Source organism: Aeromonas sp. R5-4 (assembly GCF_040908215.1).
Taxonomy (GTDB): domain Bacteria; phylum Pseudomonadota; class Gammaproteobacteria; order Enterobacterales; family Aeromonadaceae; genus Aeromonas; species Aeromonas veronii.
The window spans coordinates 1-15156 of the sequence record NZ_JBFODG010000003.1 but is presented as its reverse complement, the minus strand read 5'-3'; the positions used below and the strand labels follow the sequence as shown (position 1 = coordinate 15156).

The 15156-nt window shown below is 60.0% G+C and carries 13 protein-coding genes; 12 read left to right on the top strand and 1 reads right to left on the bottom strand.

The genetic code is table 11. The annotated features are described in order from the left end of the window. Window positions 1-38: 38 nt before the first annotated feature. Window positions 39-2051: a methyl-accepting chemotaxis protein gene (locus AB5Y83_RS01845; RefSeq protein WP_236293957.1), complete on the bottom strand. Its 2013-nt coding sequence runs from the start codon at window positions 2049-2051 to the stop codon at window positions 39-41. A gap of 252 nt (window positions 2052-2303) precedes the next feature. Here AB5Y83_RS01845 and hinT point away from each other — a divergent pair, with 252 nt between their 5' ends. From hinT to tyrA, 12 genes are all read left to right on the top strand, one after another. Beyond that, window positions 2304-2654, top strand: coding sequence for a purine nucleoside phosphoramidase (hinT, locus tag AB5Y83_RS01840; RefSeq protein WP_021231009.1), 351 nt, complete (start codon window positions 2304-2306; stop codon window positions 2652-2654). Continuing rightward, the gene (locus tag AB5Y83_RS01835; RefSeq protein ID WP_368174597.1) at window positions 2654-4090 is read left to right on the top strand and encodes a COG3014 family protein; all 1437 of its coding nucleotides are present in this window, start codon (window positions 2654-2656) and stop codon (window positions 4088-4090) included. The genes hinT and AB5Y83_RS01835 overlap by 1 nt, the downstream gene beginning before the upstream one ends. 83 nt (window positions 4091-4173) lie before the next feature. After that, window positions 4174-4569, top strand: coding sequence for a YcfL family protein (locus tag AB5Y83_RS01830; RefSeq protein WP_123172790.1), 396 nt, complete (start codon window positions 4174-4176; stop codon window positions 4567-4569). Then, on the top strand, window positions 4569-5165 hold the full coding sequence (lpoB, locus tag AB5Y83_RS01825; protein ID WP_005302153.1) for a penicillin-binding protein activator LpoB: 597 nt from the start codon (window positions 4569-4571) through the stop codon (window positions 5163-5165). Before AB5Y83_RS01830 ends, lpoB begins: the two co-directional genes overlap by 1 nt. A gap of 10 nt (window positions 5166-5175) precedes the next feature. Next, window positions 5176-6000, top strand: coding sequence for a phosphotransferase (locus AB5Y83_RS01820; protein ID WP_236293961.1), 825 nt, complete (start codon window positions 5176-5178; stop codon window positions 5998-6000). A gap of 3 nt (window positions 6001-6003) precedes the next feature. Next, entirely contained in the window at window positions 6004-6861 is an 858-nt protein-coding gene (locus AB5Y83_RS01815) for a DUF6279 family lipoprotein (RefSeq protein WP_368174596.1), read from the top strand. Between the two features lie 96 nt (window positions 6862-6957). Continuing rightward, entirely contained in the window at window positions 6958-7392 is a 435-nt protein-coding gene (locus AB5Y83_RS01810; protein ID WP_181224342.1) for a hypothetical protein, read from the top strand. A 158-nt stretch (window positions 7393-7550) separates the two neighbouring features. Further along, window positions 7551-9353: a protein translocase subunit SecD gene (gene secD / locus AB5Y83_RS01805; protein WP_368174595.1), complete on the top strand. Its 1803-nt coding sequence runs from the start codon at window positions 7551-7553 to the stop codon at window positions 9351-9353. 156 nt (window positions 9354-9509) lie between these two features. After that, a complete protein-coding gene (gene secF, locus AB5Y83_RS01800) occupies window positions 9510-10427 on the top strand; it encodes a protein translocase subunit SecF (protein WP_236302434.1) in 918 nt (305 codons plus the stop codon). 282 nt (window positions 10428-10709) lie between these two features. After that, on the top strand, window positions 10710-12011 hold the full coding sequence (glgC, locus tag AB5Y83_RS01795) for a glucose-1-phosphate adenylyltransferase (protein ID WP_005334047.1): 1302 nt from the start codon (window positions 10710-10712) through the stop codon (window positions 12009-12011). A 409-nt stretch (window positions 12012-12420) separates the two neighbouring features. Continuing rightward, a complete protein-coding gene (locus tag AB5Y83_RS01790; RefSeq protein ID WP_021231016.1) occupies window positions 12421-13494 on the top strand; it encodes a 3-deoxy-7-phosphoheptulonate synthase in 1074 nt (357 codons plus the stop codon). Window positions 13495-13628: 134 nt separating this feature from the next. Then, window positions 13629-14756: a bifunctional chorismate mutase/prephenate dehydrogenase gene (tyrA, locus tag AB5Y83_RS01785; protein ID WP_309506375.1), complete on the top strand. Its 1128-nt coding sequence runs from the start codon at window positions 13629-13631 to the stop codon at window positions 14754-14756. The last annotated feature ends 400 nt before the right edge of the window (window positions 14757-15156 follow it).

The window sequence follows — 15156 nt, the reverse complement described above, 5'->3', positions numbered from 1 at the left end:
CCGCATCTGCGGGGCCTTGTTGTTTCAATTCTCGACCATCAGGCGCTCAGGCGGAAGCGCTTGACCAGGCTCTCCTGCTGCTCGGCGAGGGAGTCCAGCTGCTGGCTGGTCTGGGCTACCCGCTCAATCCCCTGATAGTTGAGATCCGAGATATCGGAGATGCGGTTGAGGTTGGTGGCGATATCGGCGCTGGTGGCCTGCTGCTGCTCGGCGGCAGAAGCGATCTGGCTCGACATGTCGCTGATCAGCACCACAATCCCCTGCACTTCCTCCATGGCGTTGTTGGCATGAGAGCTCTGATCCACGCAGCTGTCCATCTCGCGAGAGCACTCCTGCATTACGGTCACTGCCTTGGCAACCCCCTGCTGCAGGTTCTCGATCATGGTCTGGATCTCGCTGGTGGACTGAGCGGTACGACCCGCCAAACTGCGCACCTCATCCGCCACCACCGCAAAGCCACGACCCTGCTCGCCGGCCCGCGCCGCTTCGATGGCAGCGTTGAGGGCCAGCAGGTTGGTCTGCTCAGCGATGCCGCGAATGACATCGAGGATGTTGCCAATCTGGCTGCTCATGGCACTCACATCACCAATCACCTTGCCGGTCTGTTGCAGCTTGCCCGCCAGTTGATGAGTGGTGGTGATATTGCCTGCCATCACCTTGCGTCCCATCTCGGAGGCCTTCTCCACATCCTGCACCCGCTCCAGGGTCTGGTTGGCAGCCTGCGCCACCTCCCGCACCGAGGCCTCCATCTGGGTCATGGCGGCGGCGACCGAGGCGGTCTCCTGGCGCTGTTTCTCCAGATCCGCCCGCACCGATTCGGTGGTGTGGCGGTTGCCGTGAGCAGCATCGTTAAGCTGAGCCGACGCTTGTGAAAGCTGCGCCAGCACCTCCCCCATCTGGGCAATCAGCAGGTTGATCTGGCTGCCCAGCTGGCCGAATTCGTTCTTGCTCTGAAAACCGATGCGCTGGGTCATGTCGCCCTGGGTCACTTCGGTCAGCACCCGCAGCAACTCCCTGAGCGGACGGCGAATGGCCTTGCCCAGGGTATAAGCCACCAGCATGGCGATCAGGATGGCGACGACGATGCTGGTTCCCTGTGTCAGGGTGCTCTGGCTCTGTGTGGCTTTGGCGTGCTGAATGCTCTGACTCATCAGTTGCTGACTCTGGCCGGTGATCCGCTCAAGCCGGTTCTGGATCTCGACGATCAGGGCGCTCGCCTGCTTGCTCTTCTCCCGCATCTGTTCCTGCTGCTTCATCAGCGCCAGATACTGGGAGAGCACGCCTTCGCTTGCGGTGGTGTCGCGCACGAAGCCGTGAACATAGTGGCCCATGTCGTTCTCGAAGTTCTTGAGCTCCCCCTGCAGATCCTTGATGGTGCTGTTGAACCCCTCGATCTGCATCTTGTTGCGCTTGAGCGCCCCTTCGATGGGAGCCGGAATAGTCTGATTGAGGGCGTCCATGGTGGAGAGTTCGATGGCGGAAAGCTTGGTGGTCAGGGTCTCGGAGAGCATCTTGATAAAGCTGTCGTCGATGGTGACCATCATGTCACCCAGACTCTTCTTGAACTGGGGCAGACTGACCTGAAACTGCCCCTTGGCCAGATTGACCTTGTGCAGTCGGGTGAGCAGCGCCTCGTGTTCGCCGGGCAGGGTATCGGTCAGTTGCAGGTAGCTGTCGACCTGCTGGCTGAGGCTGCTCATCTCCCCTTGCAGTTCGGGGTGGTGGGCCACCTGCTGGCGCAAGACGTCAAGGCTCTTGCCCACCGCGGCCTTGGCCTGTTTCAGTTCGGCCACTTCGGCCGGCAGCTGTTTGGGATCCTGCTCGGTGAGCACATCCCCCAGCCACTTGTTGGCGCTGAGCAGGGTGATCTGGGTCTGACTGCTGGCAATCACCAGCGGCATAGACTGCTGGGTCACCTGCTCCAGTGCGTTCCCCAGGGTCTCCTGACTACGAAATGTGAGCAGTGAACTGGCCACCATCACGGCCACCAGGATCGCGAAGCCAAGGTAGACTCGCTGCAAGATGGAGAGATCCGACATTGTTTGTTTCATTATTGTCCCGCTGTATATGCAAAAGTCCCTTGCCTGAGTACCCCGTCCTTTTGATACCCTGCAGACCACCCTGAACAGGCGCTGCAGATGACGTCCCTCTGGCTATCGGTATTTTTAACAATAACTGAAGGGAATGGGACATCAGCTGTGTCAAATGTCGGCTTGTGTCACACTTGGCGTGCTGCTCGCCCCCCTTTCGGGAGCCGCTTGGGGTTCTAGTTCAATTTTCTGTTTCATATAAGGGAGTTAGCCATGGCGCAAGAAACCATTTTCAGCAAAATCATCCGTAAAGAGATCCCCGCCGACATCCTTTATCAAGACGATCTGGTCACCGCATTCCGGGATATCCAGCCCAAGGCCAAGACCCATATTCTGATCATCCCCAATGTGCTGATCCCCACCGTCAATGACGTGGAAGCCGAACATGAACTGGCCCTTGGCCGGATGTTCACCGTGGCCCGCAAGCTGGCCAGCGAGGCGGGCATCGCCGAAGATGGCTACCGTCTCATCATGAACTGCAACCGCCACGGCGGGCAGGAGGTCTACCACATCCACATGCATCTGGTCGGTGGCCAGCCGCTGGGACCGCTGCTCAGCCTGTAATGAATCGCAACGCCTCAACCTGCCGCAGCGCCCTGTTGCTCTGCGGCGCCCTGCTGTTGCTGGGAGGCTGTGCCTCCCGCTGGCAGGATATGTTCGTCTCCTACTCCGATCAGATGGTGCCCCTGCGCAACCAGCTGCTGCTGGGCCATGCCGCCGAGGCGTTGCCCGAGGTGCGCGACTCCACCCTTGGGGATGACACCTTTGTGCTGGATCGGCTCGAACAGGGGCGCATTGCCTGGCTGGCAGGTCAGGATGCGGGCAGCAAGCAGGCGTTCACCGCCGCCGACAGCCGCCTTCAGTGGGAAGACAATCAGGCCGAATACCGGCTGAGCCATGGTCTGGATCAGGTGGGCAGTCTGCTCACCAACGATCAGTCGATGGCCTATCGTACTCCCGATTACGAACGCACCATGCTGCACCACTATCTGGCCCTCAACTATCTGCAACGGGGTGATGCCGATGGCGCCCTGGTGGAGGTGCGCCGGGCCAATCAGGTGCAGGAGCAGGCCCTGAAACGGCGAGCCGATGAGGTGCGCAAAGCGAAGGATGAGAGCGAAGAGGCCGAAGCAGAAGGCGAGATGCGCCAGCTGATGTCGCGCGGCGCACCGGATCTCGACCGGTTGATCGGCCGGGTCAAAAACGGTTTTCAGAACGCCTACACCTTCTATTTTTCCGCCGTGCTCTATGAGGCGGCCGGGGATCTCAACGATGCCTGGGTCGACTATCAGCGCGGCTACCAGATAGCGCCGGACAACCGCAGCCTGCAAGATGCCTTGTTGCGTCTGGCGCGGCTGCGTGGCTCACCGGACGAGATCCGCGAGACCGAGAAAAAGATAGGCCGCAAAGCACCGCCGCTTGCAAAAGATCAAGGCCAACTGGTGGTGCTGTTTGAAGATGGTTTGATCCCGGCACGGCGCGAACTGTTCCTGCCACTCCCCATCTCCACCTCCCGCGGCGATTTTCGCACCTTTACCGTCGCCATCCCCTATTACGATAATCGGGCCAGCGACACCGGCCCGCTGACGGTGGAAGTCGGCAAGCGGGTCGAGCAGACCAGCGAGCTGGTCAGGCTGGAAGCGCTGGCCGCCAAAGATCTGCAGGAGCGGCTGCCCGGCATGCTGACCCGCCAGGCGCTGCGACTGGTGGCCAAGGAGCAGATGCGCCGCACCGCCGCCAAAGAGGGAGGGGATGTGGGCAATATTCTGGTGGGGATCTTCAACACCCTCTCGGAGCGGGCCGATACCCGCAGTTGGCTGACGCTGCCAGCTCAGGCATCGAGCTGGCAGGGGATGGTGCCGGCAGGTGACATCAATCTCACCCTGGGCGCGGGGGCTGCGCAGCGGCAATTGCCGCTCACCATCCACAAGGGCCGCACCACCCTGGTCTGGGTACAGCGCCTCGGCGCCGGTCTGACCACCCGGGTGATGCCGCTCTGAGCAGATGGCGAAGAGATATGAGCAAGACCATTAACGGGCAGCCCCTCAGTGCTGCCCAAATCCCTCCAATCAAGGAGAGCAAGATGAAATCATACGGGTTGGCCCTCGGGCTCGCGCTGCTGACCGGCTGCGCCACCAACACCTCCGGCGTGGCGCTCTATGGCCCGGCGGGCGGTGCACCCACGCTGGAGCAGCATCAAAACGTCAACGTCACCCTGACCGAGCTGAGCCGCCGCCAGCAAAATGGCCTGCTGCAGGTCAATGTGGCCGCCGCCAGCACCCAGCGCGGCGATAACAAGCTGCAATATATCTTCTATTGGTATGATGAGGCCGGTCAGGAGGTCGCCAGCGATGGCCGCGGCTGGACCCCCATCAAGCTGCATGGCTATCAGACCCGCACCCTCTCGGCCCTGGCGCCCAGCCCGGCGGCGCAGGGTTACCGGATTTACGTACGCGAAGTGATTGAGGAATCCTACTGATGAAAATGAATCATGCCCTGCTGATATTGACCGGCGCCTTGCTCTTGGGCGGCTGCTCCAGCACCACCGTCAGCTATGGCGATCCCACTGAAACCGAAACCGTTACCGTCGATTACGGCTCAAGCGATCTGCAGGCCATCGCCGACAAGATGGCGGACTCCATGCTGGCCTCCCCCGCCACCAGCGAGATCACCGCAGGCGGTCGTCCGGTGATGTTTATGGACTCTATCCGCAACAAGACCTCCGAGCACATCGATACTGAAGCCATCACCGATACCATCCGCACCAAGTTGCTGCGGGCCGGCAAGTTCCGCTTCGTCGACATGAGCAAGGTGGCCGCCGTCAAGCAGCAGCTCGAATACCAGCAGAGCAGCGGCATGGTGGATCCTGCCTCCATGGTGCGTCTGGGCAAGCAGACCGGTGCCCGCTACATGGTCTATGGCAACCTCGCCAGCATCGTCAAGGACAATGGCAAGGTGAAAGATGTCTACTACCAGATGACCATGAACCTGATGGATCTGCAAAACGGCGAACTGCTCTGGGCCGATCAGAAAGAGATCCGCAAACAGGCGAAGAAATCCACCTTTGGCTGGTAACAAGCTCCCGGTGACAGGCAACCGTGATCCGCTACTGGCCAGCCTGCCCGCCCCCTGGCGGGAGGGGCAGCTGGAACCACTCGGGTTAGGTCTGACCAACTGCAACTATCGACTGCGCCTCCCCTCGGGGCGCAGTTACTTTTTGCGTCAGGGCCACTCCGACCCGGTGCGCCTTGGCATCGACCGTCCCACCGAGTGGCAGCTTTATCAGGGGGCGATGGCAGAAGGGTTGGCGCTGCCCTGCCACTATGGCGATCCCGCCAGCGGTCTGATGCTGCTCGAATGGTGCGATGAGCCAAACTGGGTACACGCGGCGCCACCAGAAGCCGATCAGCCCCGCTTGCTGGCGGAGGTGCTGCGCAAGCTCCATCGCCTGCCGCTACCTGCGGTGGTGATGGCGGTGCGGGCTCACGCCGCAGGCTATCGCGCCAGACTGGCCCGCATCCCCTCCTGGCTGCCCGCCCTGGAGCGGGGCTTGCTCGCCAGCAGTGAGCCAAATGATTGCTGGCGCCCTTGCCACCATGATCTCAATCCGGCTAACTTGTTGGGAAGCAAACCCTGGGTCATCGACTGGGAATATGGCGCGGCAGGTCACCCCGGCTTTGAGCTCGCCAGCATCCAGCGCACCCATGAGTGGCCCGCCGAGCGGCGCGACGAGCTGGAAGCGCACTATTTGCAGGCCGTGCCGCGCCACCAGTGGCCCGATTTTCAGAGCGAGGCATTTTTACCCTGGGTCGACTATATAGGCCTGCTCTGGGCCCTGCTGATGGCAGAGCAACAGCCCTCACTCGACTATGACACCCTGATCGCCATCAACCGGCAACGACTGGAGTAACAGATGATAAACAAGTTGCGCTGGCACAAGCCGAAAACCTGGGGTCTGCTGCTGATCGGCCTGCTGCTGACCGGCTGCTCCACCCGGGTGATCTACTACTGGCTCGATACCGCCATCATCTGGCAGCTGGATGACTACTTTGCCCTCTCCTATTCGCAGAAGGATCTGCTCAGCCGCGAAGTGAAGGGGCTGATGGCCTGGCACCGCCAGCACGAGCTGCCGCGCTACGCCAAGGATCTCGATGCACTGGCCAAGGCGGTGGCCAGCCCCATGACGCCGGAGCAGATCTCGACCAACCTAGATGCGGTGCAGCAGAGCCTGACCCGCACGCTGGAAAATACTATCCCCCGCGCGGTCAGGCTGGCGCGCACCCTGACCGACGAGCAGGTGGCCCGCTTTATGACCGATCGGGTCAAGCGGCAACAGGAGCGGCAAAAGGACTTTGCCACTGAGCCCAAAGAGCAGATGCTGGCGGAGTTTCGCGACAAGATGAACCAGCGGCTCGAGTTCTGGATTGGCGAGGTGAAACCGGCACAGGCGCCACTGGTGGCCCAGTGGGCCGAATGGCAATACGAGCTGATGCCCCCCTGGCTCGAGTTTCAGGAGTCCTGGACCCAGGAGCTGGACAGGCTGATGAAGCAGCGCCAGAGTCCCGACTTTACCCGCGAGCTGACTGACCTGCTGGCCGAGGGGGATGGGCTGATGGATGGCCGCTTTACCGGCTATACCGAGCAGTCGCGCCAGCGTACCGTCAACTGGCTGAGCGCCATGAGCCAGTCGCTGGATATCTCCCAGCGGGCCCATCTCTACTCCCTGCTCAAGGGCTACGCCCGCGACTTCAAGCAGATGAGCGGCAGCTGATAGAAGGCACCGAATGGAGCCGCACGCCCGAGGCAACCTTGTTCAAACCGGGCGCTTATGGTAGTTTGCCCTTTCTATTTATCGGGAATTAACTTTTTGCGCCTTATCGACAAAGTAAAACTGGTGCTGGTAACTCTGGTTATCGCCCTCACCCTGCTTTGTTCCATCGCCCGAATGGAAGGCCCGCTGCTACCCGCATCTCCCCACAGTGAACAGCAGCAGACTCAGGTGTTCAATCAGCTTAGCGACAGCGACGATGGCATCATCAAGTTTGTTGGCAGCCATCAGAATCACCTGCTGCGTCTCGAACAATCCCTGCGCAGTGACAACCAGCCCAAGAATGTGGTCTACGAGCTGATCCAGAGCTGGTCGGCCCAGGCCATCCTGCTGTTGCTGCTCGGCTGGCTGATGCTGGCCCCCGAGCTCTATCACAAACAGAGTTTTCGCGATCGCTTCGGTGCGATCCATCGGCGCCATCTACAGCGCCAACATCTGCAGTACCGCTTCACCCAGAGCTATCTGAACGCCTGACCCCGGAGGGGCTGGCACATCCACTGTTTGCTCATCTCCTCTTCCTGACGGATCCGGCAACTGCCTGATCCGCATCTGATGCATCCCATTTTTTGCGCCTTGCCGAGCCTTGTTGCAATCGGCCTAGGTACCATTCTCCTGACAGAGGCTTGTTTGCCATGAGAAAGAGCAATCGCACCGTTCTCAACCGCATGAGCAAGTGGCAGTACGCACTACTGCTGTTGATGCTGTTGACCTTTACCTTTTACTCCCTGCCCACCTTTTTCGGTGAGCAGCCCTCCCTCGGCCTGCACGGACAGCAGCGCCTGACCGCTCAACAACAGATGCTGCTGAGTGACAAACACCTGACCCCGCTCAAGGTCCTTGAGCAACCTGAGCGGGTCGAGCTGGTCTTTGCCAGTCAGGGCGATCAGCAGCGCGCCAAGCAGTTGCTGGAGCTGCAAGGGGTCGACAGTGCCGCCCTGACCCTGGAGTTTCACTCCAACGCGCCGGCCTGGATCACTCGCCTCGGCGCCGATCCCATCAAGCTGGGGCTCGACCTGCGTGGCGGCTCCCAGCTGCTTATCGGGGTGGACGTGGACTTTGTCATCGACAATCAGACCAAGAATCTGGTCGACACCCTGCGCACCCGTTTCCGTGAAGCCAATCTGCGCGGCGCCAGCGTCACGCGCAGCGCACAGGGCGCCGTAGCCGTCACCCTGCCGGAGGTCGCCGAACAGGAGAGCTGGCTCTCTATCATCAAGGAGAGTGCCGGTACCCGTCAGGATCAGTGGAAGCTGACCCGCTCCGGCAATGATCTGAAACTGGTGCTGAGCGAGGCGGAGCGTACCCTGCTGGTCAACAACGCCGTGACCCAGAACCTGTCGATCCTGAAAAAACGGATCAACGAGCTCGGCATCGTCGAAGCCTCGGTGGTGCGTCAGGGGCAGGATGGCATCCGTATCGAACTGCCCGGGGTACACAACCCCAAGCAGGCGAAAGAGGTGATCGGGGCCACCGCCTCGCTGGCCTTCTACGAGGCCAAAGCCGACAGCCACTTCTATATCGCCGATCGCAACGGTCAGGCCGTCGGCATGGCACGCAAGCCGGTACTGACCGGCGAGCACATCGTCGATGCCCGCGCCAATATGGGCGAGATGGGTCAACCCCAGGTCAATATCGTGCTCGACACCCTGGGTGGCAGCAAGATGAACCAGTTCAGCCGCCAGCATGTGGGCAAGCCGATGGCGACCGTCTTCACCGAGTACAAGACCAACGCTCAGGGCAAACTGCGCGCCCAGAGCGAGGTGATCAACGTCGCCACCATCCAGACCGCCCTTGGCAACCAGTTCCGCATCACCGGTATTGGCAGTCTGCCGGAGGCGCAAGAGCTGGCCATGCTGTTGCGTGCCGGCGCCCTCACCGCCCCTCTCAAGATCCTGGAAGAACGCAGTATTGGCCCGACGCTGGGGATGCAGAATATCGAGGCGGGCTTCACCGCGCTGGCCTTCGGCATGGCAGGCATGATGCTGTTCATGATGGCCTGGTACCGCAAATTCGGCTGGGTTGCCATCACGGCGCTGGTCGCCAACCTGTTGATGCAGGTCGGCATGCTGGCAGTGCTGCCGGGCGCCGTGCTGACCCTGCCGGGGATCGCCGGTCTGGTGCTGACGGTGGGCATGGCTGTGGATACCCATGTGCTGATCTTCGAGCGGATCAGGGACCGGCTGCGAGAAGGGGGCTCACTGGCCAACGCCATCGACTTTGGCTATCGCTCGGCCTTCCACACCATTTTCGATGCCAACATCACTACGCTCATCTGCGCTGTGGTGCTCTACTCCATCGGCTCCGGGCCGCTGCAGGGCTTCTCCATCACCCTCATTCTGGGTCTGCTCTCCAGCATGATCACCGGGATCTGGGGGACGCGCGCCATCATCAACCCCCTGTGGGGACGCAGCAGCGAGCGCACGCTGAAGGTGTAACGGGACAGAGACAGTTGTCCCTCTGATGAGCGGCTTTGGCTGCGCCATCGGCCATGGACATGGCCGGAGCGGCCAAAGCAGAACACTATTTCCCGGCGTGTCGCGACACGTCGTGATGGGCCAACAGCCTGGTGCTGGCTGGCCAAGGAGAGAATTATGTTGAGAATGATCGTTGCCATGGGGCTGACCCGTTGGCGTTATATCGGCCTGTGGGCTTCCATCCTGCTGACCGTGGCCAGCGTCGCCATCTTGCTGGTGAACGGCCTCACTCTGGGGCTCGATTTTACCGGCGGGATCCTGCTGGAGTTTCATATCCAGACCCTGAAAGAGGCCCATGAGCTCAATGCCATGCTGGCCTCCCCGCTGGCGGGAGCCGTTGAGCTGAGTTCGGCCGGTATTCCCGGCGAGTGGCTGATCAAGCTGCCCCCCCACGAACTGCCCTGGCCCGCGGCAGATCTCGCCACCATGCTGACCCAGCAGTTGGGGATGCCGGTCGAGTTGCTGCGCACCACCATCGTCGGCCCTCAGGTGGGTGCCGAGCTGTTCCAGCAGGGGATGCTGGCGGTGCTGGTCGCTTCGCTGGCGATGTCGGCCTATCTGGCGTTTCGTTTCGAGTGGCGTCAGGCCATCGGAATCCTGCTCTCGGTAGTCCATGACGCCATCGTGGCACTGGGACTGCTGTCACTCTTTCAGATCGAATTCGATCTGAACATCATCGCCGGTTTGATGGCGGTAATCGGCTACTCCCTCAACGACAGCATCGTCATCTCGGACAGGCTGCGGGATCTGCTGAGCTCGCGTACCCAGATGGGCATCCACGAGTGCTCCGATGTGGCCATCAAGGCGACCTTCAGTCGCACCATGATAACCTCGGGCACCACCCTGTTTACCGTGGGCGCTCTGTTGCTGTTTGGCGGTGACGCTCTCTACGGCTTCTCCTTCACCCTGTTTGCCGGGATCCTGGTGGGCACCGTCTCCTCCATTACCGTCGCCTCGACCGTGCAGGAGCTGCTTGGGCTCACCCCGCAGGCCTACCAGAAGAAGAGCGAGGAGCCACTGGCCAACGCAGCCTGAACCTTGTTAATCAGACCCGGCTCACCGGGTCTCAACAAACCGGGCCCCTGCCAACCATTGGCAGGGGCTTTTTCATCCCTCCTCTCTCGCCGCCCATTTTGTCGTTCGGCTCGCCTCAATTGACAACTGACCATATTGAAAGCAATGACGGATCAACCCGTCATTTTTAATAACAAAAAGGTCATTTTATTACGTCGCAAACCATAAAATGTGACTGAAAGCACTTTCTTGAGGGCTCAAAGGAGGCAACATTGTAGTGATTTATCTACAAAGGGATATGAGATGTTGTTACAACCTGCCAATACAGCAAAATCCAGACAGTTGCTGAACGAGACCATGGCTTTGGTACTCGCAGGAGGGCGGGGTAGTCGCCTCAAACAGTTAACCGACAACCGTGCAAAACCTGCCGTTCATTTCGGCGGAAAATTCCGCATCATCGATTTCGTGCTCTCCAACTGCATCAACTCCGGCATTCGTCGGGTCGGTGTCGTGACCCAGTACAAATCCCACAGCCTGTTGCGCCATCTCCAATCGGGCTGGTCTTTCCTGCGCTACCAGATGAACGAGTTTATCGATCTGCTCCCTGCCCAGCAGCGGGTGGATGAGGTGAACTGGTATCGGGGTACCGCCGATGCGGTCTACCAGAATCTGGATATCATCCGCGATCACGCCCCCAAATATGTGGTGGTGCTGGCAGGCGATCACATCTACAAGATGGATTACGCCGCCATGCTGCTCGACCACGTCAATATGGGTGCCAAGGTGACCGTTGCCTGCATCGAGGTGCCACGCAGTGAAGCAAGCGCCTTCGGGGTAATGGCGGTGGATGATGATCGCAAGATCAATGCCTTCGTCGAAAAGCCTGCTAACCCGCCCGCCATGCCGGGCAAGGCCGACACCGCGCTGGCCTCCATGGGCGTCTATATCTTCGATGCCGAGTATCTCTATCAGTTGCTGGAAGAGGACATTGCCAACGAGCAGTCCCATCACGATTTCGGCATGGATGTGATCCCCCGCGTGGTGAAAGAGGGCACCGCATTCGCTCACCCGTTTGGCATGTCCTGTGTCGGCTGCTGTCCGGATCGCCGCCCCTACTGGCGCGATGTGGGCACCGTGGACTCCTTCTGGGAGGCCAATATGGATCTCGCTTCCGTCACGCCTGAGCTGGATATCTACGATCAGGACTGGCCCATCTGGACCAGTCAGAACATGACTCCTCCCGCCAAGTTCGTGCAGGACCGAAACGGCCAGCACGGCATGACCATCAACTCCATGTTTGCCGGGGGAACCATCGTCAGTGGCTCTTTCATCCTGAGTTCGGTGCTCTTTACCAATGTGCGGGTCGACTCCTTCTGCACCCTGGATCAGGCCGTGATCTTCCCGGGTGTGGAGATAGGTGCCGGTTGCCGACTGCGCCGGGTGGTGATCGACAAGGGGTGCAAACTGCCGGAAGGCACAGTGATCGGTGAAAACGCCGATGAAGATGCACGTCGCTTCCACCGCTCCGAGCAGGGCATAGTGCTGGTCACCCAGGGGATGCTCACTCGCCTGAACAAAGAGCTGCAGGGAAAACAAAAGCGCTGATCCGCAGCCAGACGGGATCCCCCTTCCTACCGCAAAGGGAGCCACTATGGCTCCCTCTTTCTATGGCTGACCAGATAGCCACCTCACACCATCATTGCCATCGCGTTGCAGTCTCCCAGAGATACCATTTACTGTGGGTAAACAGCTGGGCAACGCAGCCTTCACGCCCTCAAGCCGTAAACATTAAATTACATAAAAACCATTAACCCTCCGAAAAATTCTCTGTATTATTCCTGTTTGCGCTATATAGCAGCTCTTTTATCTGACTTTTTAGCGGTAAACCCACTAGTTTCACTTGATTGTTTGTTTTTCCTTGGTAAGGTGATGGCGGTTGCGTAACAAAGCAGGTACCAGTGTAAATATATAGGTACAACCGCTTTTGGCTTAATACAGTAGAGAGAATGAAATCATGCAAAGAGACCCCCTGAACAACATCCATATCCAGTCCGAACAAGTGATGATCACGCCTGCCCAGCTCAAGGAGAAGTTACCCATCTCCGACAAGGCGCTGGCATTCGTGCAAGGGGCCCGTAATACCATCGCCGATATCATTCACCGCCGCGATCACCGGCTGCTGGTGATCTGTGGTCCCTGCTCCATCCACGACATGGACGCCGCCAAAGAGTACGCAACCAGACTCAAAGCGCTGCATGATGCCTATCAGGACTCTCTCTACATTGTCATGCGGGTCTACTTTGAGAAGCCGCGCACCACGGTCGGCTGGAAAGGCTTTATCAACGACCCCAATCTGGATGGCACCTTCGATGTGGAGCTGGGGCTGCACCGTGCCCGCGAGCTGCTCTGCTGGCTGGCGGAGCTGGAGTTGCCGCTGGCCACCGAAGCGCTCGACCCCATCAGCCCGCAATACCTGGCCGAGCTCTTCTCCTGGTCAGCCATCGGCGCCCGCACCACCGAATCCCAGACCCACAGGGAGATGGCGTCCGGCCTCTCCATGCCGGTCGGCTTCAAGAACGGCACCGACGGCAACCTGGGGACCGCCATCAATGCGCTGCAGGCGGCCTCCTCCCCTCACGCCTTTATGGGGATCAACCAGCAGGGCCAGGTTGCGTTGTTGCAGACCCAGGGCAACCCGGATGGCCACGTGATCCTGCGCGGCGGCAAACATCCCAACTATGACTCGGTCAACGTGTCGCTGGCGGAAGAGGCTCTGGAGAAAGCGGGCCTGCTGCCGAGCCTTGTGGTGGATTGCAGCCACGGCAACTCCAGCAAGGATCACCGTTTGCAGCCCAAGGTGGCCGACAACGTCATCCACCAGATCCAGGAGGGCAACCGCTCCATCATCGGGGTGATGCTCGAATCCAACCTGTTCGAGGGAAACCAGTCCAGCGAGCAGCCCAAGGAGCAGATGCGCTACGGGGTCTCCATCACAGATGCCTGCATCGACTGGGACACCACCGCTACCCTGCTGGCCCGCTGCCACAACCAGCTGGCTGACCCTCTCAAGGGCAGAACTGCACGGTAAGCCGTGGTATCTTGTCGTAACCTATTGAACAATCGAGGTATCACCGCTGGTAGCATCAAACCGCTCATGCCGTGATACCTTGTTGCATCTTGATTTTCAGGGCGTCGCCGCTGCGGCGCCAGCAGGGACTGGATATGGCTGAAGAGTTGAATGTACTCAGGGACAAGATAGATGCGGTGGACAAGCAGCTTATCGATCTGCTGGCCGCCCGTCTGGCCCTGGTGGGAGAAGTGGGTGAGGTAAAGAGCCGCCACGGCCTGCCCATCTATGCACCGGATCGGGAAGCGAGCATGCTGGCCCGCCGCCGCGCCGAGGCCGAGCAGTTGGGAGTGCCCGGCGATCTCATCGAAGACGTACTGCGCCGGGTGATGCGCGAATCTTACGCCAGCGAGAAAGATACCGGCTTCAAATGCATAAAGCCGGACCTTGGCAAAGTGGTCATCATCGGTGGTCAGGGCCAGCTTGGCCGCTTGTTCGGCCATATGTTCAGCCTCTCAGGCTATCGGGTCGAGACGCTGGAACAAGCCGACTGGCCGCGTGCTGACGAGATCCTCGCCGGAGCCGGTCTGGTGATGGTGGCGGTGCCCATCGATATCACCTGCCAGATCATCGACCACCTCGGCAACCTGCCCGCCCACTGCCTGCTGGTCGATGTCACCAGCGTGAAAGCGGCGCCGCTCGAACATATGCTGGCGGTGCACCAAGGGCCGGTACTGGGACTGCACCCCATGTTCGGGCCGGATGTGGCGAGTCTCGCCAAGCAGGTGATCGTCTGCTGCCAGGGCCGTGACCCCGCCGCCAGCCAATGGCTGCTGGATCAGATGACCATCTGGGGCGCCCGCTTGCAACAGGTGGAAGCCAAGGCCCACGATGAGGCGATGACCCTCATTCAGGCACTGCGTCACTTCGCCACCTTTGCCTATGGCTGGCACCTCTCCCGGGAGCAGGCCAATCTGGATCGCCTGCTGAGTTTGAGCTCCCCCATCTACCGGCTGGAGCTCGCCATGGTGGGGCGGCTGTTCGCTCAGGATCCCCACCTCTATGCCGACATCATTTTGTCGTCACCGCAGAATCTGGCGATGATCCGTCGCTACTACCAAAACTTCGGCGAAGCGCTGGGGCTGCTGGAACGGGGGGACAGGGACGGTTTCATCGAGGCCTTCTCGCAAGTCTCCGGTTTCTTCGGCGAACATGCCGACCAGTTCCTGCGCGAAAGCCGCATGCTACTGGCCCAGGCCAACGACCGCCGCCAACACGGCTGATCCTGCAACAGCAGTAACGCTCATATCACCAAAAAGGGAAGATACTCAGGCATCTTCCCTTTTTTTGTTTATTACCGATTTCAACGCTAACTTAGTCGCGAGCGGCGACACATCAAGTACCTACCGCTGATTGGCCTCACAATCCCCTCCCCCTGTGCTGCATCACATCCCAAGTATGCCCCCTCAATATCCGCGCAAATAGCACCGCCCCTTGCAAGGGCTGCCAGATACTCACGGTCAAACCAAGCTGCTGCGAGCAAGGCTGTACGAGGCAAAAGAAAACAAGCGCCTCCCATCAAAGAGATAAGCAGGAAGCAGGAAGCAGGAAGCAGGAAGCAGGAAGCAGGAAGCAGGAAGCAGGAAGCAGGAAGCAGGAAGCAGGAAGCAGGAAGCAGGAAGC

Coding starts and splice junctions, on each gene's coding strand:
- AB5Y83_RS01845 (WP_236293957.1), bottom strand. CDS start 2,051: ATGAAACAAACAATGTCGGATCTCTCCATCTTGCAGCGAGTCTACCTT.
- hinT (WP_021231009.1), top strand. CDS start 2,304: ATGGCGCAAGAAACCATTTTCAGCAAAATCATCCGTAAAGAGATCCCC.
- AB5Y83_RS01835 (WP_368174597.1), top strand. CDS start 2,654: ATGAATCGCAACGCCTCAACCTGCCGCAGCGCCCTGTTGCTCTGCGGC.
- AB5Y83_RS01830 (WP_123172790.1), top strand. CDS start 4,174: ATGAAATCATACGGGTTGGCCCTCGGGCTCGCGCTGCTGACCGGCTGC.
- lpoB (WP_005302153.1), top strand. CDS start 4,569: ATGAAAATGAATCATGCCCTGCTGATATTGACCGGCGCCTTGCTCTTG.
- AB5Y83_RS01815 (WP_368174596.1), top strand. CDS start 6,004: ATGATAAACAAGTTGCGCTGGCACAAGCCGAAAACCTGGGGTCTGCTG.
- secD (WP_368174595.1), top strand. CDS start 7,551: ATGAGAAAGAGCAATCGCACCGTTCTCAACCGCATGAGCAAGTGGCAG.
- secF (WP_236302434.1), top strand. CDS start 9,510: ATGTTGAGAATGATCGTTGCCATGGGGCTGACCCGTTGGCGTTATATC.
- glgC (WP_005334047.1), top strand. CDS start 10,710: ATGTTGTTACAACCTGCCAATACAGCAAAATCCAGACAGTTGCTGAAC.
- AB5Y83_RS01790 (WP_021231016.1), top strand. CDS start 12,421: ATGCAAAGAGACCCCCTGAACAACATCCATATCCAGTCCGAACAAGTG.
- tyrA (WP_309506375.1), top strand. CDS start 13,629: ATGGCTGAAGAGTTGAATGTACTCAGGGACAAGATAGATGCGGTGGAC.